Genomic DNA, 25,704 nt, shown 5'->3' with positions numbered 1-25,704 from the left:
TCGCATCTGGGGCAAGGACCGTCCCTGCCCCTTCAAGCTGCAGCCTTCTTCTGTCCGGGATGCCGTCCTCCCTTGTCCTCGCGCCTTCGCTCAAGAGGCGCGAGGACAAGGGAGGACGGCTAAACGGCCGATCACGAGGTCAGCCGACGGATTCATCGGTGAAGTAGCGTTGGCGCCGGCGACGGACGCGCTCCTGCGCCCGTCCCGCGGCCGTCCGGGCGACGATCTCCGCCTTGTATTTGTTCGCGACCTTCTGGCTCGTCTGATGCGCGGCGACCATCGCCATCTCCGTGCCTGCAACGCCGTAGGCCACCCCGAGATCGGTGTGGAGCATCGTCCGGAGGGTCGTGAAACTGTTGTCGGTGATTTCCTTGAAGAGCCGGGCAATGTACGTGGTGCCGACGCGTTCACCCCCGAAGTGAACGAACAGAGGCCGCTTTGCCGTCTGAGCAGCAGCCCTGAGCGCCGGCAGCCTGGACGGATCCTGGTCCCCGAGCAGGACCGCGTCGATGAACTTGCCGTGCTGCGGTTCGAGCGGATAGACGAACTTCTCGGGGTTCCGGGCATGCGTCTTCTGAATCTCGGTGTCGATCACCCATTCGTTCCCTTCCCAGAAGAGGGTCTTGCCGAGGACGAGATCCGCCGAGGCATTCCTAAGGGGTGCGACCGTGTAGATGCCGAGGATGGCTGCCCTGTTCCGCAGGAGGTGGCGCCGTTTCGCGTCCTTTTCCCCTGGTGCCTCCGACAAGATCTCATCCGCGAGGTCGAGAAGACCGAGCGTCGTATGTCCGGTTCTCTCAAGTTCGTAAAACTTGAGCGCTCTTTGGCCATCTTCGAAAGCGGTCAGACGTTGGAGCCGGAAGCGACAAAGGGCGACGAATTCTTCGCAAGCACCGGTGTACCGTGCGAAGCGACCGATTTCCTCGATGCTCGCGCGAACGGTCGCCCACCTGATGCCGTGGTCCTTTTCGGCGCAACGCGCGCGCAGATCTGTCTCGTATCTCATGAGCACTGACTCGGACAGCGAGATGGGCAATCCGGCCCTGTGCGCCGACCAGGACATCTGGCACAGCTTCTCTCGCATCCGTTTCACGATGCTTTCGGCCGGAGCCGGTGCGCCGTTCTGGGGAAATCCGCGCGCCATCCTTCGGAGGGCGGCTTGCCACTCAGGGAGGAGCTCCCAGGGCTCCACAGAGACCCGCCGTGGGACTGGCGGCCGCCGCGACGGCGGCGCGATCGGGTCCCAGAGGCGTGCTGGTTGCGATGCCGGCTTTCTGCGGGCTGCCCGTCGCTCCGGGTCCGCCTCGGGAGTCACAGGTGCCGGAGTTGGCGGCGAAAGCCGCGCCATAAGCAGGTCCTCGGCCTCCCTGATCTGCGGCACAAGCACCGGTGCAATGAGGGCCATGGCTTTGCCAAGTCTGATGAGTGCGTCCCGCGGAGGCTGCTGCCCTTCGGCCCATGCCGCGAAGTGATGTGGCGTCGGCGCCGCAATCCGGTGTGTCGCCCGGTAGTCGAGGAAACTGTCCGCGGCCTTGAGAACCGCGACCGGCAGACTGCTCACCCCGGGCCGTCCGGCCAGTGTCGACCAGTGCGGCTTGCGAAGGATGGCACGCTTCTCCGACATCATGCCACCCGCAGCGCAATCGGGCGCCACCTCTTCCGCATCGCCTCTCGGCGGTGCCGAAATTTGTCCTGGATCTCGCGGGCAGTCCGTGCCCGATCAATGAACCGGTAGTGCCGGCGCAATGTGCTTTCTTCGATGGCCATGATGATCGCAAGATCACCGAGGCAGCTCCTGTCGGCTTGATACTGAATCGAGACATAGCCGTGACGGAAGTTGTGAGGCGTGAGCGTCAGGCCGATCGCCGTCGAGCACTGGAAGAGCCACAGGTCCAGTGCTGTGTCGGACAGCCTGCCGGCCCCCGCAAGGCAAGAGGGAAAAAGGCGGCTCGAATGCCGCGCGCCCGGAAAGAGCGGACGGATCTTGTCGATGTACCACTGCAGGATCTTGAACCCGTGATCGCTTGGAACCTTGTCCCGGATCTCGATCGGCGGCAGCTGCTCGCCGCGCTTCGTCAGCGACTTGCCATTCTTCAGAAGCTCGTTCGGAATGATGATGGTGAAATGGGGGTCGGCACTGCTCGAATGATCGAAGAACGTCGGCGTGGGTCCTTTCCATGCGAGGTCGAGGGTGTTCGTCTTGCGGAAGGGTGCCGCCTCGAGTTCGATCGCGGCGAAGGCCGCACAGACGCCGAACTTGCGAGCCTCCACAAGGAGCTTGCTGGCGAGGACCCGCTTCTTCTTCGGGAGCCTGACGAGCGACTTTGGCGCTACGAGGTCTCTGAGATTGAGGCCCGCCGCGTCTGCCGCCGCCAGGGCCTCCTTCGCAGTCTTCCAGTAAAGGACGTGCTGCGTCTCGAACACTTCGACCTTCTCATCGCTCGCGAGGAGCGTTTGGCACCAGGTTTGGTTCTTGGCAGCCATGATGCTGCTTTCCCGCCTGCCAGCCTCGATTTGCCTTTGGGCGCGGCGCAGGCCGTCCAGGTAGGACGCCTTGTCCGCCAGGCCATTGCGAGACAGGATGACAAGAAGCGCGGCGCAATAGTCGGACATCGACCGGAACGACAGGCCGCCAGGTGCCGAGGAGGTTTCCACCCAATGCCCGATGGTGGCATCGATCACTCCCGGCTCGAAGAGTTCGGCGAGATCGCAGACCTCCGCCAATGAGACGGCCCCTGCCTCCGACGCCGTGGAGACGTAGTTCCGCAGGACCGTAAGCCGGTGGGAGTAGGTCTTCGGCGACAGCGGCCCTGCGTACTTCTCAAAACGCGCGTCGGCGACCTTTTCCCGTGAAGCCCGTGACGCCCACGCTTCGATCATTTCGGAGATTGCCGGAGGGAGGACAAAGATCCGACGCCACGAGTCGTCGATCCGGCCGAATGGCGCGTCCGGGAGGAGGTCGAGGAGGCACAGATGAATGCGGCTACGGTCGAGGAACCGCAGAGCCTTCAAGGCCTTCTCCCACTCGGTCGTGTGCCGGATCGCCGCTCGCAGATCCGGGATGCGGTCCTGCCCCAGATCTCTCGGTTCAAGATTGATCCGGCGGCAAATGTCTGCCAGCTGCTCGACGGCGGCAATGCTCCCCATTCTCACAAGACCGGCGCCGACCAGGTTCCATAGAAGCGCGATCAGCAGGGACCACCCGTCGTTGCTGGTCTTCCGCCTCGCTGCGGCCTCGTACTCACCGGTAAAGTGGTCGATCAGACGACGACCCGCTCGCTGATACTGTTGGTAGGTGTCGAACGAGTACTTCCCTTCGAGGTCGCGAACGAGCCTCTCATTGCTTGCGTCGAACCTGGGAGCAATCTCCTCAAGATAAAGTGGCACGCTCGCAGCCATTTCTGCGAGTTTCGCCATCGTGAACCCACGCCACTCGCAAAGGCTCTTGAGATGGTGCGCCTCGGTGCGGCGGTGGCTGTTTTCATGCGTCTCGCCCCAGGAGAGGCAGGCGGCGAGCGTGTGATCAGGCGAAGTCATGGCCATCATATTCCTTGTTGATATCGAATGATTTTTTGGATGTTTGTCAGCGTTATCGGGACGCCGTAACGGAATCTCGCGGGTTTACCCACGCCCTAAACCGGCGAGAATCCGTTACGGCTGGACCGAGCTTGGGCGGCGCTGCGGGGATGACGGCGGCCGCAAATTCTCCGCGGTCATCGCCGAGCGGAGGCAACCCTAAGTCGTCAGATTTCCATGCGACGGACGGAGCTTCGCGAATGCAGGTGAGCGAGACACCACGCCGCTCGGCGTCGAGGACGGGCGCGCACCAGCGACGCATGCGTGGCTCTCGGCCGACAATTTGAGAGCCGAGTTGCACCCCATGTCCGTATGGGAAGAACCCGGACGAGATCTCGTTCCGGACTGTCGATGTGGCCTTGCCGAGCAAGCCGGCAACCCAGTGAATGTCCCTTAGGCCCATCCGCAGGAGATGGACGCCCGGATCACCGACTGGCTCAAGACCGAGGAGCCGTCGCCAGACGTCTCGCTCGTCATAGGAGCCGTCGATACATGTCAGCTTGAAGCGATCTGCGATCCCAGGAACGGCGTTCTTCCCGACCCCGAGGTACTCTTGCAGTTCACGACGGGTAAACCATCCCGCCTCGCTCTGCCGAACTGATGTGCTGATTGGTTGCATGGAACTCACCTCCGACGCGGAGATGGTTCCAGTCAGGGTGCGACCAAAACTGAAGTCTTGGGGCCCTCAAGCCAGGGCTTGGCAAAGCCCCTCGTGGATCATGATGGATCCCGGGCCGCCACAACCGAGCCGGCTTCCGCAACGCAGCATTGTCGCCGTTGGGCGGTGAGCGTACCTTTGCTGCACAGCGAGCGAAGGTCCGAATTCTGGAAATCCGCGCCCGTGGGCGCTACCGCGCTCTATGTCGCGATCTACGTCTTCCGCGGACGGCTTGATCGGCGTCTCCTCGCCTCGGCGGAGAAGTTGAGCCAGCTCAAAGCACGAAGCGTGACCGCGGGATATTCCTGCCACATGGAACAGATCGATCGCCTCCGCACCCTCGGCCTCTTCGACAGCCGCGTGCCCCGCTACACGAGCTACCCGACCGCCCCGATCTTCAGCCGGGACATCGGCGCGCCCTTCCAGGAAGACTGCTTGCGCGCCCTCGACCCGGAGGAGCCGGTCTCGGTCTACCTCCATGTCCCGTTCTGCGAGCGGCTCTGCTGGTTCTGCGCCTGCCAGACGCAAGGGACGAAGACGCTCTCGCCGGTCGAGAGCTACGTGGAGACGATGGAGGCCGAGCTTGCCCTCATGGCGCAAATGCTACCCGAGGGTGTCCGCATGGGCCATCTCCATTGGGGCGGGGGCACGCCGACAATCCTGCCGCCGCACCTGATCGCCCGCGTGGCGGCGGCGATCCGGAGCGTCTTCCCGGCGGCGGAGCCGTTCGAGTTTTCGGTCGAGACGGATCCCACGATGATCGACACGACCAAGGTCGTGGCCCTTCAGGCGGCGGGCATGACCCGCGCAAGCATCGGGATCCAGGACTTTGCGCCCGAGGTGCAGGAGGCCATCGGGCGCATCCAGAGCTTCGAGACGACGCGCGACTGCATCGCGGCTCTCCGGGCGGCGGGCGTCACTTCGCTCAACACCGATCTCGTCTACGGCCTGCCGCACCAGACGCTTGAGCGGCTCGCCCGCACGGTCGAGCAGGTGCTGACCCTTTCGCCCGACCGCATCGCGCTTTTCGGTTACGCGCACGTGCCCCACATGTCGAAGCGCCAGCGCCTGATCGACGAGAGCGCGCTGCCCGGCGACGAGGAGCGCTTCCTCCTTGCGCAGATGGCGCAGGAGATGTTCACCGCCGCCGGCTACATCCCCATCGGGATCGACCACTTCGCCCGGCCCGCAGACAGCATGGCCGAGGCCGCCGTGGCCGGGCGGCTCAGGCGGAACTTCCAGGGCTACACCGCCGACGCCTGCCCGACCCTGATCGGGCTCGGCGCCTCCTCGATCTCGCGCTTGCCGAAGGGTTACGTGCAGAACGCCGCTGCAACAGCGGCCTACCTCCAAAGGATCGGCTCGGGCAGTCTGGCCGGCACGCGCGGGCACGTCTTCACCGCGGACGACCGCCTGAGGGGCCGTGCCATCGAGCAGCTCATGTGCGACTTCCGCATCGACCAGAGGGCTCTCGAAAGCGAGTTCGGGCCCGATGCGGCGCGACTGCGTCCCGTCCATGCAGCGGTGAAGGCCACCTTCGGCGATGTCGTCGACCTCTCCCCGGACGGGATTTTCGTGCACCCGGAGGGGCGGGCAGTGATCAGGATGATGGCCGCGCGCTACGACGGGTACGGCGTGTCCGGGCACAGGTACTCGAAGGCGTCCTGAGCGCCTTCGGCGGCATCGTCGACGGGGGGCGCGCTCATCGACGTTCGCCTTCCTCCGCAAAGGCAGGAAATGGCATCGGAGGCGGCTCGTGCGTCTTGTACCGCAAGCAAGATCGAGCCAGCAATGCGTCGAGCGTGGGCGGCGCCGCAGGGCCTCCAAAGACCATTCCGCTGTCGCCGGCAAAGTTGCCGAGAACCGGCCGCTCAGGTTGTTGTGGCCCGCGATCACCGGAAGATCGCACGAGAGCGCCTCTCGCCGCAGGAAGGGCCTTGGCTCGCCTTCGCGACCTCGTCGTTCAGACCCGGACGCCCGCCACCTCCTCCACCCACCTCAGGAGGGCCTCAAGTTCGGCAGGCAACTCGACAGCCAGACCGGAGGCGAAACTCTCGAAGGCCGGCCGGTTCATGGCATTCAGCCCCACGATCACGGGAAGGTCCATCGACAGGGCCTCGGCGATGACCTCCCGGAACCCGCGCCCCTCGGCCTCGTGCTTGCCGAACTTGTTCACGATCAGGATGTCGGCGCCTTCCCTGAGCCGCGCCCCCACCTGCGCGACGGCCTGTTCGAGAGCCGCCGGATCGAGGCGGCAGCCGCGCGCCGAAGGACCGAGATCCTGGCTGATCCGCAGGATCGGCCCGTCGGGAAGGACAAGGACGTCCATGTCGCAGGGGCCGACGCAGTCGTCGGGCTCCGTGTTGATCTGCACCGTTCCGCTACATCTGACACCGCGCGCGGAAAGCTCGCGGGCGAGGCGCTGCAGGAGCAGGTCGGTGTCGCCCCGCCCCTGCGCCATCGTATATGCGATGTTCATTGTCCGGTCCTCAGCTGTCGCAGAAGGGTTGGAATTCGACGAGCGCCCCGCCCGGCAGGTACTCGCAGTCGCCGGGCAGGAAGACGAGCCCGTCGGCCTTCGCCACACCCACGACCCGGTCCGAATGAACCGCGTCCTCGAACGCGGCGACTTCGCGGCCGGCGGGGTCGAAGCCGGCAAGGGTGGCGGGCCGGAGCTCGCATCGTCCCGGTTTCCTGCGGATGGCGCGGCCGAGCACGACATGACGCCGGCGCGGCGCCTCCATGGTCGCGCCCGCAAGCCCGCGCAGGATGGCCCGGCCGAAGACCTGCCAACAAACGAAGGCTGAGAGCGGATTGCCGGGAAGCCCGAGCCAGAAGGTACCGCCGCGCCGCCCGAAGGACACGGGCTTGCCGGGCTTGATCGCGACGCCGGAGAAGACGAAGGCTGCGTCCAGCGAGGCCAGCGCCGGCTTCACGTGATCCTCTTCCCCGACCGATATCCCGCCCGTCGTGACCACGAGGTCGACATCATGCGACAGCGTCTCCAGTTGTCGTTTGAGTTCGGGTCGCCGGTCGGCGCCGTGCTCCACTCGGGCGAGGTCGAACCCGGGGCCGGCGAGGAGAGCCCGCAGCATCGGGGTGTTGACGTCCCAGATCTGTCCGTCCCGCCGCGCGGCGCCGGCATCGCGCACCTCGTCACCGGTGACGAGAAGGGCCACCCGAAGTCGCCGGCTGACGCAGACCTCCCCGGCCCCGGCGGCCGCAGCGGCCGCGACCTGCCGCGGCCCGAGTGTCGTGCCGGCCGCGAGGATCGCCTGCCCCGCCGCCATGTCGCTTCCGGCCCGGCGGATGTTCAGGCCGGCCTCGGGAAGACGCGCGATCCGAACCCCTGCCCCGTCGCGCTCAACGTCTTCCTGCCGCACGACGGCATCGGCACCCGGCGGGATCGGCGCGCCGGTGAAGATCCGCGCCGCCACGCGCCCGTCGATCCGCAGCCCGGAGGACCGGCCGGCCGGGATGCGGGTCGCGACCGGAAGACTCCACGGCCCCTCGCCCTCGAGGTACGCGGTCGCCAAGGCGTAGCCGTCCAGCGCGGCATTGTCGAAGGGCGGGCAGGCCGCCGTTGCCCGCACGGGCGCGGCGAGGACGCGGCCACCGGCGGCATCGAGCGCGAGGCGCTCGGTCTCCGGGACTGGAGCCACGGCCTCCCCGATCAGGCGCAGCGCCTCGTCGATCGAGATGAGCGGGGCCACCTCGTCTGGCGCATCGCACCCGCATCCCTGCCGAACGATCGGGTCAAGGATCGTCATTCCGCGGCCTCCTTCTCGAAATGTCCCGGCCCGATGCTGCAATCGAGATCGCGCAGCCGTCCGTCCTTCAGCCCGTAGATCAGCCCGTGGACGCGGATATCCGCGCGCCGCCGCCAGGCATTCTGCAGGATGGGCGTTTCGCAGACGCGCCTCACCCCTTCGACGACATTGAGTTCGGCGAGCCTGTCGCGGCGCGCCTCCATGTCGGGCTCTTGCGCCAGATCGACCGCGTAGGCCCGCGCGATGCGGCGGATGGGCTCCAGCCAATGGTCGGCGAGGCCATGCGGCATGTCCTCGGTCGCGGCCTTCACCCCGCCGCAGCCGTAGTGCCCGCAGACGATGATCTCGCGCACCCTGAGCGCCTCCACCGCGAATTCGAGCGCCGAGAGGAGGTTCATGTCCGTGGAGTGAACGACGTTGGCCACATTGCGGTGGACGAACACCTCGCCCGGATCGAGCCCCGCGACCACGTTGGCCGGAACCCGGCTGTCCGAACAGCCGATCCAGAAGAACTCGGGCGCCTGAAGCGCGGCAAGCCGGGTGAAGTAGTCCGGCTCCTGCGCCTGACGTTGTTCCGACCACGCGAGGTTGCGTGCCAGTAGATCATTGAGCATTGGGCGTCTCCGCAAGATCAGGCAGTCCACGACGGAACCGCATGTGTTTCGACAGGGTCCGCAGATCAGCCCTGGTCAGCCGGGCGCGGGCGATCGGCAGGAGAATTGCGTTCTCGGCAACCAAGTGGCGGCGCACGTGCCCTGCAAACCTGGACAGCACTGCGCGCTCCTCGGCGGTGAGGCCGTCCCCGCTATCGAGGCAACCGGCCAGCATCGCACGCACCTCGGGCAGCAGACGCATCGCCTCGTCCTGATCGGCCCTGATCCGGGCGATCGCGCCCTCGATCGCATCCTCTTGCGTGCAGCGCCGAGCAAGAAGCGGGAACAGATCCTCTGCCTCGTCGCGCAGATGGACGTTCAGCTCCTCGTTCAGAAAGCGCAGCACCGTCAGCACCGCCCGAGTGTCGAGGGAGGCCGCCATCGCCAGCCCGTCGATCACCGCGCAGATCTGGCGCTCGCGCAGGTGGTCCTCGCTGATGAAATCCAGAGGATCGGCGAGCAGGCTCTGGCTCGTCGGCCTGTCACCGCTCCCACGCAGCACTGGATCTGACGGTTTCATGACACGCTCTTTCGTGCGGTTCAGATCGGCGCAAGACTTGCGCCGGAAATCTGCGCCCCTTGCGCCAAGCCCTCCACGAAGTCCCGCGACGCCCGCGCCCAGGCCGCCTTTTCCAGCGCCTGCACGATCTTGGGGCGGACGGTGTCGTAGGGCAGCACCTGCCCCGGCGCGGTAGCGTTCAGGCGTATGATGTGCCATCCGTGCCGCGACAGGACCGGCGCGGGACTGATCCCCCCTTCCGGCAAGGTGCGCACCGCCGCTTCGAACTCGGGCACGGTATCACCCGGACCAAGCTGGCCCAGATGGCCGTCGGACGCCTTGGACCCGCAATCGCTTTCCCGGGCCGCTGCGGCGAAGCCTTTCGCATCGCCGTCCAGCCGCGCCAGCAGGGCCGTGGCCCGCGCCTCCGCCAGCCCGCGCTCGGCCTCGTCGCGCGGGTCGCAGGCACACAGGATGTGCGAGACATCCCACAGCGGCGCGGACCGGTATCGATCGGGGTCACGCGCCCATTCGGTGCGGACCGCGTCCTCCGTCACGGGCGCAATGGTCAGCGCCTCGTCGAGAAGGGCGCGGATCAGGGCCTCATCTTCCGTCTCGAACCGACCCGGGGCCAGTTCGAGCGGGTCCGGCTTCAGCCCGCGCGCGTTGGCCTCCTGTAGGAGCAGGGCCCGGATCGTGAGCGCCTGCGCCGCCTTGCGCCAGGCGATGCCGGGCTTGTCCCTGGGCGCGGTGTGGTTCTGCGCCTCGGCGGCGATCGCCGCCGAGGGAATGGTTTCGCCGCTCACGACGACATCGGGAAACAGGGCCAGGTTCATGTTGCTCACTCCGCCGGTGTGGTGGTTGCGGGGCCGCGCTTGGCCTGCAGCTTGTCGAAGGCGCGACGGCGCTCTTCGAGCGGACGGGTCCGGCGCGAGCGGACGATCTGGTAGCCCGGCCGCGTCAGCAGATACCGGAAGGGGGCTGCAAAACCGGACCAGATGTGCACGAGCCGCGTGAAGGGGAACAGGATCGTGATGAGCAACCCGAGGAAGATGTGCGTCTTGTAGAGCCAATGCACGTCGACCACCGTGACCCAGGCGTTGATGTTCCATGTCACGACGCTTTGCGACCAGGTCATGAAGCGGACCATTTCCGACCCGTCCATGTGCTGAAGGGTCTGGGTGATCGTCAGCAGGCCGATGGCCAGCTGGAGCCAGATCAGCACCATGATCAGGATGTCGGGAAAGGTCGATGTCACGCGGATGCGTGGATCGACCAATCGACGATGGATCAGCATCGTCGACCCGATTAGCGCGGCAATGCCCGCCGGCCCGCCGATCAGGACCGCCATCCACTGCTTCAGCCCGTAGGGAATGCCGATGGCATCCAGCACCCAGATCGGGGTGAACAGCCCGACGAGGTGGCCGAAGAACACCGTGAGGATGCCGACATGGAACAGGATCGACCCCCACATGAGCTGCTTGCGGCGCAAGAGCTGGCTGGACGAGCTTTTCCATGTGAACGGGTCGCGCTCGTAGCGGGCGATGGATCCCACGAGGAACACCGTCAGCGCGACATAGGGCATGACGCCGAACAGCATGAAGTTTATATCGAAATTGCCGAACATGTCATGCGCTCCTGTTCAGGGTGGGGGCGGCGGGTGTTGCCTTGCGAGATGGTGCGTCCATCGCGGCCAACATGTCGCGGACCTGCGGACAGCCCGCGTTCGGGTCGGGGCCGAAGGTGACCTCGGTCTCCTCCCAGACCGCGTCCAATGCGGTCAGGTCTGTGGGGTCGTCGTCGGGCTGGGCCAGCATCCCGGCCACGGTGCCCGCATCGGCCTGTATGCCGGCAAGCTGGGACAAAGCGGCGAACGCGGCGTCATATCCGCTCTCGCGCCGCACCAGACGGGCTGCAAGCGCGTCGAAGATATGGGCCGCGTCCGCCAAGGTTTCCTGCACGTCGCGTGTGGGGCGCGTCGACAGGAATTCCAGCAGCACCGGCAGGTGGTCCGGCAGTTCCGAGGTGGCGGGCTCGAACCCGCCCTCCCTATAGGTCTCGATCAGGCTGACCATTGCGCCGCCCCGATCCCGGCTTTCGCCATGGACATGCTCGAACAGGTTGAGCGACAGGGTGCGCGAGCGGTCGAAGAGCATCACATAGCTTTCCTGGACGTCGAACAGGTCGCCCTGCCCAAGCCCTTCGGTCAGCAGCACCAACGCGGCCCGCGTATCGGCGGTGAGGCGCCGATCGGCGCCAAGAACGGCCCCGATCTCGGGCATGGCGTCCTGAAGCTCCGCGTTCGGATAGCTGAGCGTCAGCGACAGCGCCTTGAGTGTGCGGTCCATCATCAGAACGACTCCAGCGGAAGGGCGAAGGACTTCTTCTTGCCGCCGAACAGGCTGGTCTTGGCCGTCTCGCCGGTGGAGCAGCCGTTGCCGTCGGTGAACCCGCAGCCGCCGCGGATGTCGGCACCGTCCTCGTTCTGTTCGCGGTGCGCCGTGGGGATCGCGAAGCGGTCCTCGTAGTCGGCGATAGCCATGATCTTGTACATGTCCTCGATCATCCGGCCCGACATGCCGACGCGGGCGGCGATGCCTTCGTCGCGCACGCCGTCCACGGTGAGCGCCCGCATGTAGAGCCGCATGGCCGACATACGCTCCAGCGCGTGCACGATGGGCTCCTCGTCGCCCGCCGTGAGCATGTTGGCGAGGTACTTGACCGGGATGCGCAAGCTGCGCACGTCGGGCATCTGGTCGCTCATCGCGATCTGTCCGGCCTGGGCGGCGTTCTGGATCGGCGACAGCGGCGGGATGTACCAGACCATCGGCAGCGTCCGGTATTCGGGATGCAGCGGGAAGGCGACCTTCCACTCCATCGCCATCTTCCAGATCGGGCTGACCTTGGCGGATTCGATCCAGTCCTCGGGCACGCCGTCGCGGCGGGCGGCGGCGATCACCTCCGGGTCGTTGGGGTCGAGAAACACATCGAGCTGCGCACCGTAAAGGTCGGTTTCCCGCTCGCTGCTGGCGGCCGCCTCGATCTTGTCGGCGTCATAGAGTATCACGCCCAGATAGCGGATGCGGCCCACGCAGGTTTCCGAACAGACCGTCGGCTGGCCGGATTCAATACGCGGATAGCAGAAGGTGCATTTCTCGGATTTGCCAGATTCCCAGTTGTAATAGACCTTCTTGTAGGGACAGCCCGAGATGCACATCCGCCAGCCGCGGCATTTCTCCTGGTCGATCAGGACGATGCCGTCCTCCTCGCGCTTGTAGATCGCGCCCGAGGGGCAGGAGGCGGAACAGGTCGGGTTGAGGCAATGCTCGCACAGGCGCGGCAGATACATCATGAAGGTATTCTCATACTCTCCATAGATCTGCTTCTGGATGTTCTCGAAGTTGTAGTCGGCCGAGCGTTTCGAGAATTCCCCGCCGAGGATTTCCTCCCAGTTCGGGCCCTTCTCGATCTTCTCCATCCGCTCGCCGGTGATCTTGGACCGGGGGCGCGCGGTGGGGAAATGATCCATGTCGGGCGCGGATTTCAGGTGGTCGTAGTCGAAATCGAAGGGTTCATAGTAATCGTCGATTTCAGGCATCGAGGGGTTGGCGAAGATATTCGCCAATATCCGCCATTTCGACCCCTGCTTGGGATGCAGCTTCCCGCTGGCCGACCGTGTCCAGCCTCCGTTCCAGCGCTTCTGGTTTTCCCAGTCCGTCGGATAGCCGGTGCCCGGCTTGGTCTCGACGTTGTTGAACCAGGCGTATTCGACGCCTTCGCGCGTCGTCCACACGTTCTTGCAGGTGACGGAACAGGTGTGGCACCCGATGCATTTGTCGAGGTTCAGGACCTTGCCGATTTGCGCACGAACTTTCATTCCGCTGCCTCCACTCTCGGGGTTGCGGACCGGCTTGCGGGTTTGTCGAGCCAGTCGATCTTCTTCATTTTCCGCACGATCACGAACTCGTCGCGGTTGCTGCCCACGGTGCCGTAGTAGTTGAAGCCGTAGGACAGCTGGGCGTAGCCGCCGATCATGTGCGTGGGTTTCAGGGTCGCGCGCGTGACCGAGTTGTGGATGCCGCCGCGATGGCCGGTCTTTTCCGAACCGGGCGTGTTCACGATCTTTTCCTGCGCGTGGTACATGAACAGCGTGCCCTGCTTGATCCGCTGGGACACCACCACCCGCGCCGTCAGCGCGCCGTTGATGTTGTAGGCTTCCACCCAGTCGTTATCGACAAGGCCCGCCTTTGCCGCGTCCACCTCGGACATCCAGACCACCGGTCCGCCCCGGTTCAGCGTCAGCATCAGGAGGTTGTCGGTGTAGGTGCTGTGAATGCCCCATTTCTGGTGGGGCGTGATGAAGTTCAGCACCACGTGCGGGCTGCCCTCGGCCGCGTCGTTGTTGACGGCCCTCGTGATGGTCTTGAGGTCCACCGGCGGGCGGTAGCTGACGAAGCCCTCGCCGAAGGCGCGCATCCACAGGTGATCCTGGTAGAGCTGTTGCCGGCCGGTGAGCGTCCGCCACGGGATCAGTTCGTGGACGTTGGTGTAGCCGGCGTTGTAGCACACCTCCTCGCTTTCGATGCCCGACCATGTGGGCGACGAGATGATCTTGCGCGGTTGCGCCGCGATATCGCGGAAGCGGATTTTCGTGTGGTGTGCGCCCTCGGCCAGGTGGGCATGGTGCCGGCCGGTGGGCTTTTCCAGTTCCTCCCAAGCCTTCACGGCCACTTCGCCGTTGGTTTCGGGGGCCAGCATCAGGATCATCTCGGCCGCGTCGATGGCGGTTTCCAGCTTCGCGTGACCCTTCGAGACGCCCTCATCCTGCACCACGCCGTTCAGGTCGCGCAGATGCCTGACCTCGGTCTTGGTGTCCCAGTTGATCCCCTTGCCGCCGTTGCCGAGCTTCTCGAGAAGCGGCCCGACCGAGGTGAACTTCCTGTAGAGGTTCGGGTAGTCCCGCTCCACCGCGATGTAGTTGGGCGCGGTCTTGCCCGGGATCAGGTCGCATTCGCCCTTCTTCCAGTCCCTCACATGCGCTTGCGCCAGTTCGCCGGGGGTGTCGTGGAGGAGCGGAAGCTGGACGATATCGGTCTCGACCCCCAGCACCTCGGGGGCCACTTCCGAGAACTTGGCCGCGATCGACTTGAAAATCTCCCAGTCGGACTTGGACTCATAGGCCGGGTCCACCGCCGCCTGCAGCGGGTGGATGAACGGGTGCATGTCGGAGGTGTTGAGGTCGTCCTTTTCGTACCAGCTGGCGGTCGGCAGCACGATGTCGGAGTAGACGCAGGTGGTGGACATCCGGAAGTCGATGGTCACCAGCAGGTCGAGCTTGCCTTTCGGCGCCTCGTCATGCCAGACGGCCTCCTTCGGCATCACGCCGCCTTCCTCGCCCAGGTCCTTGCCCATGACGCCGTGATCGGTGCCCAAGAGGTGCTTGAGGAAGTATTCATGCCCCTTGCCGCTCGACCCCAGCAGGTTCGAGCGCCACACGAAAAGGTTGCGCGGCCAGTTTTCCGGCGCGTCCGGGTCCTGGCAGGACATTTCCAGATCGCCGGACGTCAGCTGCGCGGCGACGTAGTCCCTGATCTCCTTCCCGGCCTTCTTCGCGGCCTTGGACACCTCGAGCGGGTTGGTCTTGAGCTGCGGGGCGGACGGCAGCCAGCCCATGCGCTCGGCGCGGATGTTGTAGTCGATGAGGCTGATGTCCCAGTCGCCCTCGGGCGCGGTGGGCGACAGGATCTCGCCCGCGCGCAGGGTCTCGTAGCGCCACTGGTCGGTGTGGGCGTACCAGCACGAGGTCGAGTTCATGTGCCGCGGCGGGCGGTTCCAGTCGAGCGCGAAGGCCAGGGGCGCCCAGCCGGTCTGCGGGCGCAGCTTCTCCTGCCCGACGTAGTGCGACCAGCCGCCGCCCTCCTGCCCGATGCAGCCGCACATCACCAGCATGTTGATGATGCCGCGGTAGTTCATGTCCATGTGGTACCAGTGGTTCAGACCGGCCCCGAGGATGACCATGGACTTGCCACGGGTCTTTTCGGCGTTGCCCGCGAATTCGCGCGCCACGGCGATGATCTTTTCGCGATCCACGCCGGTGATCTTCTCGGCCCAGGCGGGGGTATAGGGGCTGTCGTCGTCGAAATCCTTCGACACCCATTTGCCGCCAAGGCCGCGGTCGAGCCCGTAGTTGGCGCAGAACAGGTCGAACACCGTCGCCACCAGCGCGCTGGAGCCATCGGCCAGCATGACGCGGCGGGCGGGGATGTTGCGGGTCAGGACCTCGGGATGATCGCACTTGACGAAATCGCCCGTGGCGACGCCGCCGAAGTAGGGGAAGTCGACGCCGACGACCTCATCGTGATCGCCGTCCAGGATCTGGCTGAGCCGCAGCCGGGCCTCGGCGCCCTTGGCGCGCTCTTCGAGGTTCCACCTGCCTTCCTCGCCCCAGCGGAACCCGATGGAGCCGTTGGGGGCCACGATCTGGCCTGAGGCCTCGTCATAGGCCACGGTCTTCCAGTCGGGGTTGTTGGTCTCGCCCAGCTTCCCGTCGAAGTCGTCGGCCCGCAGCATCCGGCCCGGGACGAGGTGGCCGTCGCGATCCTCCAGCCGGACGAGCATCGGCATGTCGGTGTACTTGCGGGCGTAGTCCTCGAAATACTCGGCCTGCCGGTCGAGGTGGAATTCGCGCAGGATCACATGGCCCATGGCCATCGCCAGCGCCGCATCGGTGCCGGCCTGCGGGTTCAGCCAGATGTCGCCGAACTTGGCGGCTTCCGAATAGTCGGGGCTGACGACGGCGGACTTGGTGCCGCGATAACGGACCTCGGTGTAGAAATGGGCGTCCGGCGTGCGCGTCTGCGGCACGTTCGAGCCCCACAGCATCAGGAAGCCCGCATTGTACCAGTCGGCCGATTCCGGCACGTCGGTCTGTTCGCCCCAGGTCTGCGGGCTGGCCGGCGGCAGGTCGCAATACCAGTCGTAGAAGGACATGCAGGTGCCGCCCAGAAGCGAAAGGTAGCGCGAGCCTGCGGCGTAGCTCACCATCGACATGGCCGGGATGGGCGAGAAGCCGAACACCCGGTCGGGGCCATGGGTCTTGGCGGTGTAGGCGTTGGCGGCGGCGACGATCTCGGTCGCCTCGTCCCAGGTGGCGCGCACGAACCCGCCCTTGCCGCGGGTCTTGGTGTAGGAGGCGCGCAGGACCGGATCGTTCTGGATCGCGGCCCAGGCGGCGACCGGCGTCAGCGTCTCGCGCATCTTGCGCCAGGCGCGCATCAGGGCGCCGCGGATCAGCGGGTTCTTCACCCGGTTCGCGGAATAGAGATACCAGCTGTAGGACGCACCCCGCGCGCAGCCGCGGGGTTCATGGTTAGGCAGGCCCGCACGGGTGCGCGGATAATCGGTCTGCTGGGTTTCCCAGGTGACGATGCCGGACTTGACGTAGATCTTCCAGGAACACGAACCGGTGCAGTTCACCCCGTGGGTCGAGCGCACGATCTTGTCGTGCCGCCAGCGGTTCCGGTAGGTGTCCTCCCAGTCGCGGTTCTCTCGGGTGGTCTGACCCCAACCGTCCGAGAATTGCTCCAGTTCCTTGCTCTGGAAGAAGTTCAGTTTGTCGAGCAGATGGCTCATCTGGCTGTCCTTTCGGGTATCGGTGTCCGGGCGGCGTCAGGGCCGCCCCGAAGCTGCGTGTCGGTCATTCGGCAGGCTGGGCGGCGGCTGTGGCGCTCCGTCCATGCTCGATGTCGTGGAGAAGCCCGCCCCGCCGTGTGTAGGCCGCCCAGGTGATGGCAAGGCAGAGCACGTAGAAGCCGAGGAATAGCCAGAGCGCGCCCACCGGGCTGCCGGTCATCGCGATCGACGTGCCGTAGGCCTTGGGGATGAAGAACCCGCCATAGGCGCCGATGGCCGAAGTGAAGGCGACGATCCCGCCCGATTCCATGGCGATCTGGCGTGCCCGCTCGACCGGCCCGAGGTTGGGCATGAGGCGCGGCACTTCGCGGCCCATGATCGCGGGGATCATCTGGAAGGTCGAGGCGTTGCCTACGCCGGTCAGTGCGAAGAGCGCCATGAAGCCCGCGAAGAACCCGATGAACGACCCCGCCTGGAGCGCCGTGATCACCCCGAAGACCGCGAGGATCATGCCCGCGAAGACCCAGAAGGTCACGCGCCCCCCGCCCCAACGGTCGCTGACCCAGCCCGTGCCGGCTCGCGACAGCGCGCCCACGAGTGGCCCGAGGAAGACGTACTGGAGCGCGTTCACCTCGGGGAAGGCGATCTTCGTGAGCAACGGGAAGCCGGCCGAGTAGCCGATGAAGCTACCGAAGGTGCCGATGTAGAGCACGCACATCAGCCAGTTGTGAGTGCGTCCGAAGATCACCGCCTGCTGGGCGAAGGAGGCCTTCGCATCGGCGATGTCATTCATGCCGACCCAGGCCGCGACTGTCGCCGCGATGATGAAGGGCACCCAAACGAAGCCCGCGTTCTGCATCCAGAGCTGGCCGCCGTCGGACAATTCCTGCGGCGCGCCGCCCATGGCTCCGAAGACGCCCGCCGTGATGACGATGGGCACGAGGAACTGCATGACGCTGACCCCGAGGTTGCCGAGACCGGCGTTGAGCGCGAGCGCGTTGCCCTTCTCGGCCTTCGGGAAGAAGTAGCCGATGTTGGCCATCGACGAGGCGAAGTTGGCCCCGCCGAGCCCGCAGAGAAGCGCCAGCGACAGGAAGATGATGTAGGGCGTCTCGGGGTTCTGCACCGCGTAGCCGATCCCAATGGCGGGCAGGAGGAGCGACGCGGTCGAGAGCGTCGTCCAGAGCCGTCCGCCGAAGATCGGCACCATGAAGCCGTAGAAGATGCGGAGCGTCGCACCCGAGAGCGCCGGGAGCGCCGCGAGCCAGAAGAGCTGTTCGGACGTGAAGGCGAAGCCGATGGCGGGGAGCCGGGCCACGACCATCGACCAGACCATCCAGACCGAGAAGGCCAGAAGCAGCGCCGGGATCGAGATCCACAGGTTCCGGCGCGCGATGCGCCGGCCCGTCTCGGCCCAGAACACCGGATCCTCGGGGTGCCAGTCCTCGAGCACGCGCGGCATCTCGGTCCGGCCAGGGACGTGGATCTCTTCCATCTCCGGCAGCGCCGGGAGCTGGTCGAGTTCCGCCCCGCGCGCCTTCCGCTCCATCGCCCGGATCGAGAGGTGCATCCAGGACAGCGCGATGCCGACGAGCACGAAGAGGAGCGCGAAGCAGGAGGTGTAGATGCCCGTGAGGTCGAGAAGCGCGCCGAAGGCGATGGGTAGGACGAAGCCGCCGAGGCCCCCGATCATGCCGACGAGGCCGCCGACCGCACCCACGTGGTTCGGGTAGTAGACCGGGATGTGCTTGAAGACCGCGGCCTTGCCGAGGCTCATGAAGAAGCCGAGCGCGAAGAGCAGGATGACGAAGGGCCAGAGCCCCATCGAGGTCGAGAAGGCGATGGCGCCGTCCTTGCCTTGGATGACGTAGTCGGTCGGCGGGTAGGACAGCATGAAGAGGAAGACGAGGCTGAAACCGAAGGTCCAGTACATGACCGCCCGGGCGCCGAACTTGTCGCTGAGATGCCCGCCATAGGCTCGGAACAGCGAGGCCGAAAGGCTGAAGGAAGCCGCCGCCATGCCCGCCGTCTTCACGTCGACGCCGTAGACGTCGATCAGGTAATGCGGCAGCCAGAGCGCGAGCGCGACGAACGCCCCGAAGACGAAGAAGTAGTAGAGCGAGAAGCGCCATACCTGGAGGTTCTTCAGCGGCGCGAACTGCTCGGCGAAGGAGGGCGCGCGAACGCCGGTCCGACGGCGCTCGACCAGTTGCGGATCGTCCTTGGCGAAGAGGAAGAACACGACCGCCATGATCGCGAGGCCTGCGGCCCAGACGTTCGCCACGCCCTGCCAGCCATAGGCGACCATAACGAAGGGCGCCACGAACTTGGTGATGGCCGCGCCGACGTTCCCCGCACCGAAGATGCCGAGCGCCGTGCCCTGGTGGCCGGCGTCGTACCAGCGGCTGACATAGGCCACGCCGATGATGAACGACCCGCCGGCAAGGCCCACGCCGAGCGCCGCGAGGAGGTACATCGGGTAGGTGTCCGCGAGCGTCAGCGCCCATGTGGCGAGCGCCGCGAGAAGCATCTGTGCCGAGAAGACCAGCCGCCCGCCGTATTTCTCGGTCCAGACGCCGAGGAAGATGCGCGTAAGCGACCCGGTCAGGATCGGCGTCGCGACAAGGAGCCCGAACTGGGTGTCGTTGAGGCCGAGCTCGTCCTTGATGGCAACGCCGATGATTGAGAAGATCGTCCACACAGCGAAGCAGGCAGTGAAGGCGACAGTGCTCAGCCCGAGCGCGCGGTTCTGATCGGCGCGTGAGGCGGTGGCGACGGATTGCATGGCAGGGTCTCCTGCAGGAATGACGTGACGAAGCCCGCGAGGGTTCGCCGCCAGACCTGCCGCCCGGTGCCCAGAGATTTGTTGATCTGGATCAGGTTTCGCAAAATTGCGTGCGAAATAAATCGCTTAGCGAATTCTGTCATGTTGCGCTGCAGGCCGCATCATGTTCTGGGGAGCGGTGCGTCAATTCTAATCTTGACAATTATCAATCAAGCGGAAAACTGCCCCGAGGCTTTCGCCCTGGACACAAGATGCCGGATTCGCACCTGAACAACGTTCGTGAACTGCCGCTGTTCCGCGAGATGGACGCGAGCAATTTCGATGCACTGATGCGCGGATCCTATGTGCAGAACTTCCCCGCGCAGATCGACCTCATCGCCGAAGGCGAGCCGGCGGACTTTCTCCATGTCGTCATCGAGGGTGCAGTGGAGCTCTACTCAGGCTGGAGTGGCCGCGAGACCAGCATGGCCACGGTCCGGCCGGTCGCGACCTTCATCCTTGCCGCCACGATCCGCGACGCGCCCTACCTCATGTCTGCCAGAACGCTGGAACGGAGCCGGATCGCGCTCATTCCCAGTCAGGACGTCCGCGCCGCCTTCGACCGCGATGGACAATTCGCGCGCGCCATCGTGGCCGAACTCGCCCAGTGCTACCGGTCGGTCGTCAAGACGACGAAGGATCTCAAGCTCCGCACCTCGCTCGAACGGCTCGCGAATTACCTTCTGCGGGAACAGAAGCGCCAGAGCGGCGCGGCAGCCTTCGACCTTCCTTATGACAAGAAGCGCATCGCGTCGTTTCTCGGCATGACGCCCGAAAACCTCAGCCGGGCCTTCAGAAGCATCGAACCCTACGGTATCGAGATCAACGGCGCCCGGATCTTCATCCGGGATCAGGCCGAGCTTGAGCGCTTCGCCCAACCGTCGCCGCTCATCGACGACCATCGAACCTGAGGAGTTCCAGATGTCCGCATCCCTGCCCGGCGCCGCTGGGGATCTCGCCACTGAACATCCCGACGTGTGGAAAGCCTATGCTGCTCTCGGCAAGGCCTGCGCCGAGGCCGGAACCATGACGGAGCGCGAGCGCCGCCTCGTCAAACTCGCCCTCGCCATCGGCGCGGGATCCGAGGGCGCCGTCCACTCCCACAGCCGACGCGCCCGTGCGCAAGGCATCGACGAGGCGGCGCTGGTCCAGGTGGCGCTTCTGGCGATCGGCCCGCTGGGTCTGCCGCGCGCCGTCGCAGCCAAGACATGGATCGAGGACGAGGACGCGAAGCGCTGATCGCATCCGGGTGCGGGCGACGTGATCCGGCATGGGCCGCATCGCCCCGCGCGCAGTAGCGGCCTGCGGCTCGCCTTGGGCGAAGGTTTTTCGCCGCGGGAACGCCCCTCCCATCACGGCAGGGGGCTGACCCCGAAGAGCCAGGGGTGGAGCCACAGAAGCCCGAAGTAGAGCTCGGCACCGAGCGCGAGGCGCAGCCCGAAGGCTGGCCACGAGCGCGGCGGCGGAGGAAGCGGGGCCGCCTTGCGCGCGGCGTCGAGACGCGCCCAGTCCGCCCCCATCTCGCGGCGCTTCCGCCGGTCGACCAGCCGTCCGCCAAGGACCGCGAAGACCGCGAAGGTTCCGAACAGCAGCACATGGGCGAGGTCTCCGTTCGGCACGACATGGGCGGTGGCCCAAATCGCGAGCGCAAGGAGCAGCGGGTGCCGGGTCAGCCGGACGACCCCCGGGCGGGCGGGATCGAACGCCTCGTTCCGCGCGCCTCCGAAGGAGAAGGGATTCGGTCGGCCGATGGCCATGGCAAGGATCAGGCAAACGGGCAGCATGGCGGCGAGAGGCACGTGGAGTTGCCAGGACGCCCAGGGCCAGAGCGGCACGAAGGGCGCGCGGCCCGCCGCTCCGATGAGCCAGGCGAGCACGGCGAGCGACAGCGCCGAATAGGCCAGACCGAAACCCTGCGGCCCAAGACGCGCCACGAGCCAGGGCCGGAGCGGCGGCCGGATCGGCAGCGCGTGCGTCAGGAAGAAGGCCGCGAAGGCCGCCGCGTATTCCGTCCAGCCCATGCCTTCGCCTCAGCGCGCCTTCGCGGGGGGAAGCCGCAGGAGGAGGCGGCCGTAGACGAGGGCGAAGCCGCCGAAGGCGCCGATCCACAGGAGGCCCGCCGCCGCATGGAGGAGCCCCGCCTCCTCCGGCCAGACGCCCGCCGCGACCCGCGCGAGGACCGCCGCGACGAGCGCCGCGTAGATCGCGACCGTCCCCAGGCCCGCCGCGAGCGCCTGTCCGGTGTGGCCGAGCGTCGCCCGCGTCATCACCGCGAGCGTCATCAGGCCGATGGCGCCGCCCATCCAGAGGTGCTGTGCCGCGGTCGCGCCGAGGAGGCCGGGCGCCACGATCTCCGCCCCGAGCGCCAGCGCGCCAAGGGTCAGGAAGAGGTAGCCCGCGTGGAGGACCGCGACGAGCGGCTCGGCCAGCGTCCGGTGCCCGGCCCAGCGGGCGAGCCGCACGAGATGCAGCGCACCCGCGAGGATCAGCGCGGCGCCCGTGGCGAGGTCGAAAGGCAGCGCCACCCAGAGGAGGAGCGCGGCGAGGAGCACGAGGAGCGCCACCTGGTCGAACCGCTGCATCGGCGGGACCGGCAACCGCCCGGGGCCGCGCTTCGCGAGCCAGTTCCGGGTGAAGGACGGGACGATCCTCCCGCCGATGACGGCGATCATCATGAGCCCCGCGCCGAGCGCCAGCCGGAAGCCGTAGCCCTGCGCCGCGTAGTCGCCGCGCGCGGCCTCCCAGTGGAAGAGGAGGTTGCCCGCCGCGAAGACCGCGAGCAGGCCGAGCACGATCAGGTTGCGCCAGTTCCGGCCCGCCACGATCTCGCGCCCGATGGCGGCGGCGAGCGCGACCGGAAAGGCGAGGTCGATCGCGGCGACGAGGCCCGCGGGCAGCGCCGCGGACGCCGCCACCGCGAGCCGTCCGGCAAGCCAGAGCGCCGCGAGCGCGCCGAGCGGCCAGCCCACGATCGGCAGCCGCCCCGTCCAGTTCGGCACGGCCGTCAGCAGGAAGCCCGCGACGACCGCGCCGAGATAGCCGAAGAGGAACTCGTGCGCGTGCCAGCTCACGGGATCGAAGGCGGTCGGCAGGACGATGAGGCCGGTGAGCATGGGTACCCAGAGCGCCATAGCGAGCCCCGCCCAGAGCGCCGCGCCGAGGAAGAAGGGCCGGAAGCCGTAGGTGAGGATTACGGGCCCGGTCCAGGCGCGCATCCGGTCGGCGGTGGTCGCGGTCATGCTGTGTTGGTCCTTTCGGCCGCGCGCCCCTCTTCGGTGACGATGGCGTCCATCGGCACGTCATGGGGTTGCGGGTAGATCGTGGGAAGCCGCGCGGCGGCGAGCGCGATGCCGATGGCGAAGGGCCGCGGCGAGAGCGCCGCGAGCGTCCGGTCGAAATAGCCCCCGCCCCAGCCCAGCCGGAAGCACGCCCCGTCCCAGCCGAGGCAGGGCGCGATCAAGATGTCCGGCACGAGAGCCTCCGCCTCTGCCGGCGGGACGGGGATGTTCCAGTGGCCGCGCGCAATCCGCATGCGGGGAGTCCAGCGGCGGAAGACGAGCGGCGCGGCCCGCGTCTCGACGACCGGAAGCGCGACCCTGACGTCCATCTCGTGCAGCCGGGCAAGAAGCGGGCGCAGGTCGGGTTCGCCCCGGATCGGCCAGTAGCCCGCCACCATGGCGCCCGCCCGCGCGCCATGCGCCGCGAGGAACGTCCCGAGATGCGTGGCGATGGCCGCGCTCACCTGCGCCCGCCCGGACTGGCCCAGCTCCTCCCTGAGCGCGGCCAGCCGAATGCGCTCCGCACGGCGCCAGCGCGCGACGTCGCGCACCTGCGCGGGATCGACGCCCTGCGGGTCGAAATAGGCGGGATCGACCTCGGCCGCCATGCAGGGCGGCGAGGCATATGTCCCGCTCCCGCTCATGCGGCGGGCTCGAAGCGCGGGAAGAGCACCTGGTTCTCGAGCGCGATATGGGCTTCGAGGTCGTCGAAGAGCTTGGCCGTCCCGGCGTAGAGCCTGCGCCACGAGCCGCAGGCATGGTCGGGCGGCGTGAAGTCGAGCGTGAGTTCCCGGATCAGCGCCACCTCCTCGGCATGGTCGTCGTGATCGGCGCGCATCACCGCGATCGGGCTCTCGATCCCCTGCCCGCCGCCCGCGCGCATCGCCGGGAAGAGGATCATCTCCTCCTTGGCCATGTGATCCTCAATCGCATGCTGGAGATATGCCAGGGCCTCGGCAATCCCCGACGGCACCTCCGGGTCCTCGGCATGGACGCTCTCCACCTTGCGGGCCAGCGCGACGAGTTCGGGAAGCTCCGCGCGGTGGACGGCGTGATAGCGCTCGAGGATATGCGCGATGAGCGCCTCGGTCTCCTGCGGTGCGGCGGGCTCGGTCATTGAGAGCTTCCTTCTGGCGGGCGTTGGGACGAACCGGTTGATCGGCGCATAACATTGGTCTAATAAGTATTTCAAATACCAACTCATGACTGCGACCGCGCGCCTCACCTTCTCCACCCCGATCGGGTCCTGCACCTCGCGGCACGGACCGCAGGCGCACCGGATTGCCGGCTGGGCCTTGCCGGAGAGCGGCTTTGCCATACGGACCGCGGCCCGATGCGGGCCGCCGCAAGGGGAGGCGCGGACGCAGTGAGCCGCATCGCCGACAGTCTCGGTCGCCTCATCATCCCCGAGCGCCGGGCGTGGAGGGGCGAGGTGCCGCTGGGCCGGGTGTTCTGGGTCCATGGCGTGGCCGTGAGCCTCGTAATCGCGGTCCTTCACGCGACCGCTCTCGACCTCGGGGAGCTTGCGTTCCAGCAGGCGCTCATCCTGTTCTCGGCCGCCTACACGGTCTGGATCGTGGTCGCGATCTGGCGCTCGGCGGCCCATGCCGCCGCGTTCTGGGGGAACCTCTCGCGCTGGCTGACGGTCGCCTGGGCGTTCAACAGCGCGCTCGTTCTCCTTTTCCTCCAGATCGAACTGGGGCTGAGATATGCGCGTGGATAATGGTCGCGAGGCATCCCTGACCGGGCGCGGCCCGGTCAACCGCATCCGAAGGGCGGCCGAGAATGGCGCGATCTCTCTCTTCCCCGGCTACTTCGCGCTTGTCATGGCCACGGGCGTCGTATCCATCGCCTGTCACTTTATGGGGCTGCGCCCCATCGCCCTCGCGCTCATCGGGGTCAACTGGATCGCCTGGCCGACCCTCTGGGCGCTCACGATCCTGCGCGCGATGCGCTTCCGGGCCGAGCTCGTCCGCGACCTGTCGGACCACCAGCGCGCGCCGGGCTTCTTCACCATCGTGGCGGGCACCTGCGTTCTCGGCACCCAAAACGTGGTCGTCCTCGGCGCCCGCGACGTCGGCACAGCACTGTGGTGGCTCGGGCTGATCCTGTGGTTCGCGATCATGTACACCTTCTTCACCGCCGTGACGGTGCGCGCGCGAAAGCCGACGCTCAAGCGGGGGATCAATGGCGCCTGGCTGATCGCGGCGGTCTCGACCCAGTCGGTGGTCGTGCTCAGGGGCGTCATCGACGTGGCCGCATCACCGCCCGAGGTCATCCAGTTCCAGGTGATCGCGATGTTCCTGATCGGCTGCATGCTCTATCTCGCGATCATCCCGCTGATCTTCTACCGCCTTACCTTCGTCCCGATGAGCCGCGAGGACTTCAGCCCGCCCTACTGGATCAACATGGGGGCGGTGGCGATCACGGCGCTCGCGGGGTCCATCCTGATCCTGCGCGGCGAGACCTGGCCGCTCCTCGGGCCGCTCCTCCCGTTCCTGCGCGGCTTCACGTTCTTCTTCTGGGCGGTGGCCAGCTGGTGGATCCCGTTCCTGTTCCTGCTGATGCTCTGGCGCTATCTCTGGATGCGCGACCGCTTCACCTACGAGCCCGCTATCTGGGGCATGGTCTTCCCGCTCGGCATGTACACGACAAGCACCTACCAGTTCGACCGCGCCATGGGTTACGGCTTCCTCGACCCCATTCCCGAGGTGCTGGTCTATGTCGCGCTCACGGCCTGGACGCTGGGGATGGCGGGGCTCTTGCGGCGGGTGACGGGGGCGTTGCGCGGTCCGCCGGTGCCCCGCTGAGGAG

At 66.7% G+C, this 25,704-nt stretch carries 22 protein-coding genes; 6 read left to right on the top strand and 16 right to left on the bottom strand.

Annotation, left to right across the window (positions count from 1 at the left end):
- Positions 1-139: 139 nt before the first annotated feature.
- Both ACRDNQ_RS02155 and ACRDNQ_RS02150 read right to left on the bottom strand, forming a co-directional pair.
- Positions 140-1,624, bottom strand: a complete 1,485-nt coding sequence (locus tag ACRDNQ_RS02155; RefSeq protein WP_431826979.1) for a hypothetical protein — start codon at positions 1,622-1,624, stop codon at positions 140-142.
- On the bottom strand, positions 1,624-3,537 hold the full coding sequence (locus ACRDNQ_RS02150; RefSeq protein ID WP_431826978.1) for a hypothetical protein: 1,914 nt from the start codon (positions 3,535-3,537) through the stop codon (positions 1,624-1,626). Before ACRDNQ_RS02150 ends, ACRDNQ_RS02155 begins: the two co-directional genes overlap by 1 nt.
- A gap of 451 nt (positions 3,538-3,988) precedes the next feature.
- On the opposite strand from ACRDNQ_RS02150, the gene ACRDNQ_RS02145 reads away from it, so the two are divergent.
- Positions 3,989-4,177, top strand: coding sequence for a hypothetical protein (locus ACRDNQ_RS02145; RefSeq protein ID WP_431826977.1), 189 nt, complete (start codon positions 3,989-3,991; stop codon positions 4,175-4,177).
- Positions 4,178-4,546: 369 nt separating this feature from the next.
- Positions 4,547-5,902 carry an oxygen-independent coproporphyrinogen III oxidase gene (gene hemN / locus ACRDNQ_RS02140; RefSeq protein ID WP_431827836.1) on the top strand — a complete coding sequence of 452 codons (1,356 nt, stop codon included), beginning with the start codon at positions 4,547-4,549 and terminating at the stop codon, positions 5,900-5,902.
- 295 nt (positions 5,903-6,197) lie between these two features.
- On the opposite strand, the gene ACRDNQ_RS02135 is transcribed toward hemN, so the two are convergent.
- The 10 genes from ACRDNQ_RS02135 to ACRDNQ_RS02090 form a co-directional block, all read right to left on the bottom strand.
- The gene (locus ACRDNQ_RS02135; protein ID WP_431826976.1) at positions 6,198-6,713 is read right to left on the bottom strand and encodes a DUF2478 domain-containing protein; all 516 of its coding nucleotides are present in this window, start codon (positions 6,711-6,713) and stop codon (positions 6,198-6,200) included.
- A gap of 10 nt (positions 6,714-6,723) precedes the next feature.
- On the bottom strand, positions 6,724-8,004 hold the full coding sequence (locus tag ACRDNQ_RS02130) for a molybdopterin molybdotransferase MoeA (RefSeq protein ID WP_431826975.1): 1,281 nt from the start codon (positions 8,002-8,004) through the stop codon (positions 6,724-6,726).
- On the bottom strand, positions 8,001-8,618 hold the full coding sequence (locus tag ACRDNQ_RS02125) for a carbonic anhydrase (protein WP_431826974.1): 618 nt from the start codon (positions 8,616-8,618) through the stop codon (positions 8,001-8,003). Before ACRDNQ_RS02125 ends, ACRDNQ_RS02130 begins: the two co-directional genes overlap by 4 nt.
- Positions 8,608-9,177 (bottom strand): hemerythrin domain-containing protein, encoded by a 570-nt coding sequence (locus ACRDNQ_RS02120; RefSeq protein WP_431826973.1) that lies wholly within the window; start codon positions 9,175-9,177, stop codon positions 8,608-8,610. Before ACRDNQ_RS02120 ends, ACRDNQ_RS02125 begins: the two co-directional genes overlap by 11 nt.
- Positions 9,178-9,197: 20 nt before the next feature.
- On the bottom strand, positions 9,198-9,992 hold the full coding sequence (locus ACRDNQ_RS02115) for a peptidylprolyl isomerase (protein ID WP_431826972.1): 795 nt from the start codon (positions 9,990-9,992) through the stop codon (positions 9,198-9,200).
- Positions 9,993-9,997: 5 nt separating this feature from the next.
- The gene (narI, locus tag ACRDNQ_RS02110) at positions 9,998-10,783 is read right to left on the bottom strand and encodes a respiratory nitrate reductase subunit gamma (protein WP_431826971.1); all 786 of its coding nucleotides are present in this window, start codon (positions 10,781-10,783) and stop codon (positions 9,998-10,000) included.
- A 1-nt stretch (position 10,784) separates the two neighbouring features.
- Positions 10,785-11,504 carry a nitrate reductase molybdenum cofactor assembly chaperone gene (gene narJ, locus ACRDNQ_RS02105; protein ID WP_431827835.1) on the bottom strand — a complete coding sequence of 240 codons (720 nt, stop codon included), beginning with the start codon at positions 11,502-11,504 and terminating at the stop codon, positions 10,785-10,787.
- 2 nt (positions 11,505-11,506) lie between these two features.
- Entirely contained in the window at positions 11,507-13,033 is a 1,527-nt protein-coding gene (gene narH, locus ACRDNQ_RS02100) for a nitrate reductase subunit beta (RefSeq protein ID WP_431826970.1), read from the bottom strand.
- Positions 13,030-16,788: a nitrate reductase subunit alpha gene (locus ACRDNQ_RS02095; RefSeq protein ID WP_431826969.1), complete on the bottom strand. Its 3,759-nt coding sequence runs from the start codon at positions 16,786-16,788 to the stop codon at positions 13,030-13,032. Before ACRDNQ_RS02095 ends, narH begins: the two co-directional genes overlap by 4 nt.
- A gap of 64 nt (positions 16,789-16,852) precedes the next feature.
- Positions 16,853-19,573: a nitrate/nitrite transporter gene (locus ACRDNQ_RS02090; protein WP_431826968.1), complete on the bottom strand. Its 2,721-nt coding sequence runs from the start codon at positions 19,571-19,573 to the stop codon at positions 16,853-16,855.
- A gap of 251 nt (positions 19,574-19,824) precedes the next feature.
- Here ACRDNQ_RS02090 and ACRDNQ_RS02085 point away from each other — a divergent pair, with 251 nt between their 5' ends.
- Positions 19,825-20,523 (top strand): cyclic nucleotide-binding domain-containing protein, encoded by a 699-nt coding sequence (locus ACRDNQ_RS02085; protein ID WP_431826967.1) that lies wholly within the window; start codon positions 19,825-19,827, stop codon positions 20,521-20,523.
- Between the two features lie 10 nt (positions 20,524-20,533).
- Positions 20,534-20,851 carry a carboxymuconolactone decarboxylase family protein gene (locus ACRDNQ_RS02080; protein ID WP_431826966.1) on the top strand — a complete coding sequence of 106 codons (318 nt, stop codon included), beginning with the start codon at positions 20,534-20,536 and terminating at the stop codon, positions 20,849-20,851.
- Between the two features lie 113 nt (positions 20,852-20,964).
- On the opposite strand, the gene ACRDNQ_RS02075 is transcribed toward ACRDNQ_RS02080, so the two are convergent.
- The 4 genes from ACRDNQ_RS02075 to ACRDNQ_RS02060 are packed head-to-tail and all read right to left on the bottom strand — an operon-like array spanning position 20,965 to position 24,007.
- Positions 20,965-21,633, bottom strand: a complete 669-nt coding sequence (locus tag ACRDNQ_RS02075; protein WP_431826965.1) for an NnrU family protein — start codon at positions 21,631-21,633, stop codon at positions 20,965-20,967.
- Between the two features lie 9 nt (positions 21,634-21,642).
- Positions 21,643-22,851 (bottom strand): NnrS family protein, encoded by a 1,209-nt coding sequence (locus ACRDNQ_RS02070; protein WP_431826964.1) that lies wholly within the window; start codon positions 22,849-22,851, stop codon positions 21,643-21,645.
- Positions 22,848-23,534, bottom strand: coding sequence for a 5-formyltetrahydrofolate cyclo-ligase (locus ACRDNQ_RS02065; RefSeq protein WP_431826963.1), 687 nt, complete (start codon positions 23,532-23,534; stop codon positions 22,848-22,850). The genes ACRDNQ_RS02070 and ACRDNQ_RS02065 overlap by 4 nt, the downstream gene beginning before the upstream one ends.
- Positions 23,531-24,007: a hemerythrin domain-containing protein gene (locus ACRDNQ_RS02060; RefSeq protein ID WP_431826962.1), complete on the bottom strand. Its 477-nt coding sequence runs from the start codon at positions 24,005-24,007 to the stop codon at positions 23,531-23,533. The genes ACRDNQ_RS02065 and ACRDNQ_RS02060 overlap by 4 nt, the downstream gene beginning before the upstream one ends.
- A 249-nt stretch (positions 24,008-24,256) precedes the next feature.
- On the opposite strand from ACRDNQ_RS02060, the gene ACRDNQ_RS02055 reads away from it, so the two are divergent.
- Both ACRDNQ_RS02055 and ACRDNQ_RS02050 read left to right on the top strand, forming a co-directional pair.
- Positions 24,257-24,613, top strand: a complete 357-nt coding sequence (locus ACRDNQ_RS02055) for a hypothetical protein (protein ID WP_431826961.1) — start codon at positions 24,257-24,259, stop codon at positions 24,611-24,613.
- Complete coding sequence (locus tag ACRDNQ_RS02050) at positions 24,606-25,700, top strand: tellurite resistance/C4-dicarboxylate transporter family protein (protein ID WP_431826960.1); 1,095 nt, start codon at positions 24,606-24,608, stop codon at positions 25,698-25,700. Before ACRDNQ_RS02055 ends, ACRDNQ_RS02050 begins: the two co-directional genes overlap by 8 nt.
- Positions 25,701-25,704 lie beyond the last annotated feature (4 nt).

Source organism: Saliniferula longa (assembly GCF_050789285.1).
Classification (GTDB): domain Bacteria; phylum Pseudomonadota; class Alphaproteobacteria; order Rhodobacterales; family Rhodobacteraceae; genus CAVPWP01.
Note: the sequence above shows the minus strand (reverse complement) of the source record. Positions and strands in the feature narration are given on the sequence as shown.

Excerpts from the sequence above, each read along its gene's own strand:
- ACRDNQ_RS02155 (WP_431826979.1), bottom strand. The coding sequence starts at position 1,624 with ATGTCGGAGAAGCGTGCCATCCTTCGCAAGCCGCACTGGTCGACACTG.
- ACRDNQ_RS02150 (WP_431826978.1), bottom strand. The coding sequence starts at position 3,537 with ATGACTTCGCCTGATCACACGCTCGCCGCCTGCCTCTCCTGGGGCGAG.
- ACRDNQ_RS02145 (WP_431826977.1), top strand. The coding sequence starts at position 3,989 with ATGGACGCCCGGATCACCGACTGGCTCAAGACCGAGGAGCCGTCGCCA.
- hemN (WP_431827836.1), top strand. The coding sequence starts at position 4,547 with ATGGAACAGATCGATCGCCTCCGCACCCTCGGCCTCTTCGACAGCCGC.
- ACRDNQ_RS02135 (WP_431826976.1), bottom strand. The coding sequence starts at position 6,713 with ATGAACATCGCATATACGATGGCGCAGGGGCGGGGCGACACCGACCTG.
- ACRDNQ_RS02130 (WP_431826975.1), bottom strand. The coding sequence starts at position 8,004 with ATGACGATCCTTGACCCGATCGTTCGGCAGGGATGCGGGTGCGATGCG.
- ACRDNQ_RS02125 (WP_431826974.1), bottom strand. The coding sequence starts at position 8,618 with ATGCTCAATGATCTACTGGCACGCAACCTCGCGTGGTCGGAACAACGT.
- ACRDNQ_RS02120 (WP_431826973.1), bottom strand. The coding sequence starts at position 9,177 with ATGAAACCGTCAGATCCAGTGCTGCGTGGGAGCGGTGACAGGCCGACG.
- ACRDNQ_RS02115 (WP_431826972.1), bottom strand. The coding sequence starts at position 9,992 with ATGAACCTGGCCCTGTTTCCCGATGTCGTCGTGAGCGGCGAAACCATT.
- narI (WP_431826971.1), bottom strand. The coding sequence starts at position 10,783 with ATGTTCGGCAATTTCGATATAAACTTCATGCTGTTCGGCGTCATGCCC.
- narJ (WP_431827835.1), bottom strand. The coding sequence starts at position 11,504 with ATGGACCGCACACTCAAGGCGCTGTCGCTGACGCTCAGCTATCCGAAC.
- narH (WP_431826970.1), bottom strand. The coding sequence starts at position 13,033 with ATGAAAGTTCGTGCGCAAATCGGCAAGGTCCTGAACCTCGACAAATGC.
- ACRDNQ_RS02095 (WP_431826969.1), bottom strand. The coding sequence starts at position 16,788 with ATGAGCCATCTGCTCGACAAACTGAACTTCTTCCAGAGCAAGGAACTG.
- ACRDNQ_RS02090 (WP_431826968.1), bottom strand. The coding sequence starts at position 19,573 with ATGCAATCCGTCGCCACCGCCTCACGCGCCGATCAGAACCGCGCGCTC.
- ACRDNQ_RS02085 (WP_431826967.1), top strand. The coding sequence starts at position 19,825 with ATGCCGGATTCGCACCTGAACAACGTTCGTGAACTGCCGCTGTTCCGC.
- ACRDNQ_RS02080 (WP_431826966.1), top strand. The coding sequence starts at position 20,534 with ATGTCCGCATCCCTGCCCGGCGCCGCTGGGGATCTCGCCACTGAACAT.
- ACRDNQ_RS02075 (WP_431826965.1), bottom strand. The coding sequence starts at position 21,633 with ATGGGCTGGACGGAATACGCGGCGGCCTTCGCGGCCTTCTTCCTGACG.
- ACRDNQ_RS02070 (WP_431826964.1), bottom strand. The coding sequence starts at position 22,851 with ATGACCGCGACCACCGCCGACCGGATGCGCGCCTGGACCGGGCCCGTA.
- ACRDNQ_RS02065 (WP_431826963.1), bottom strand. The coding sequence starts at position 23,534 with ATGAGCGGGAGCGGGACATATGCCTCGCCGCCCTGCATGGCGGCCGAG.
- ACRDNQ_RS02060 (WP_431826962.1), bottom strand. The coding sequence starts at position 24,007 with ATGACCGAGCCCGCCGCACCGCAGGAGACCGAGGCGCTCATCGCGCAT.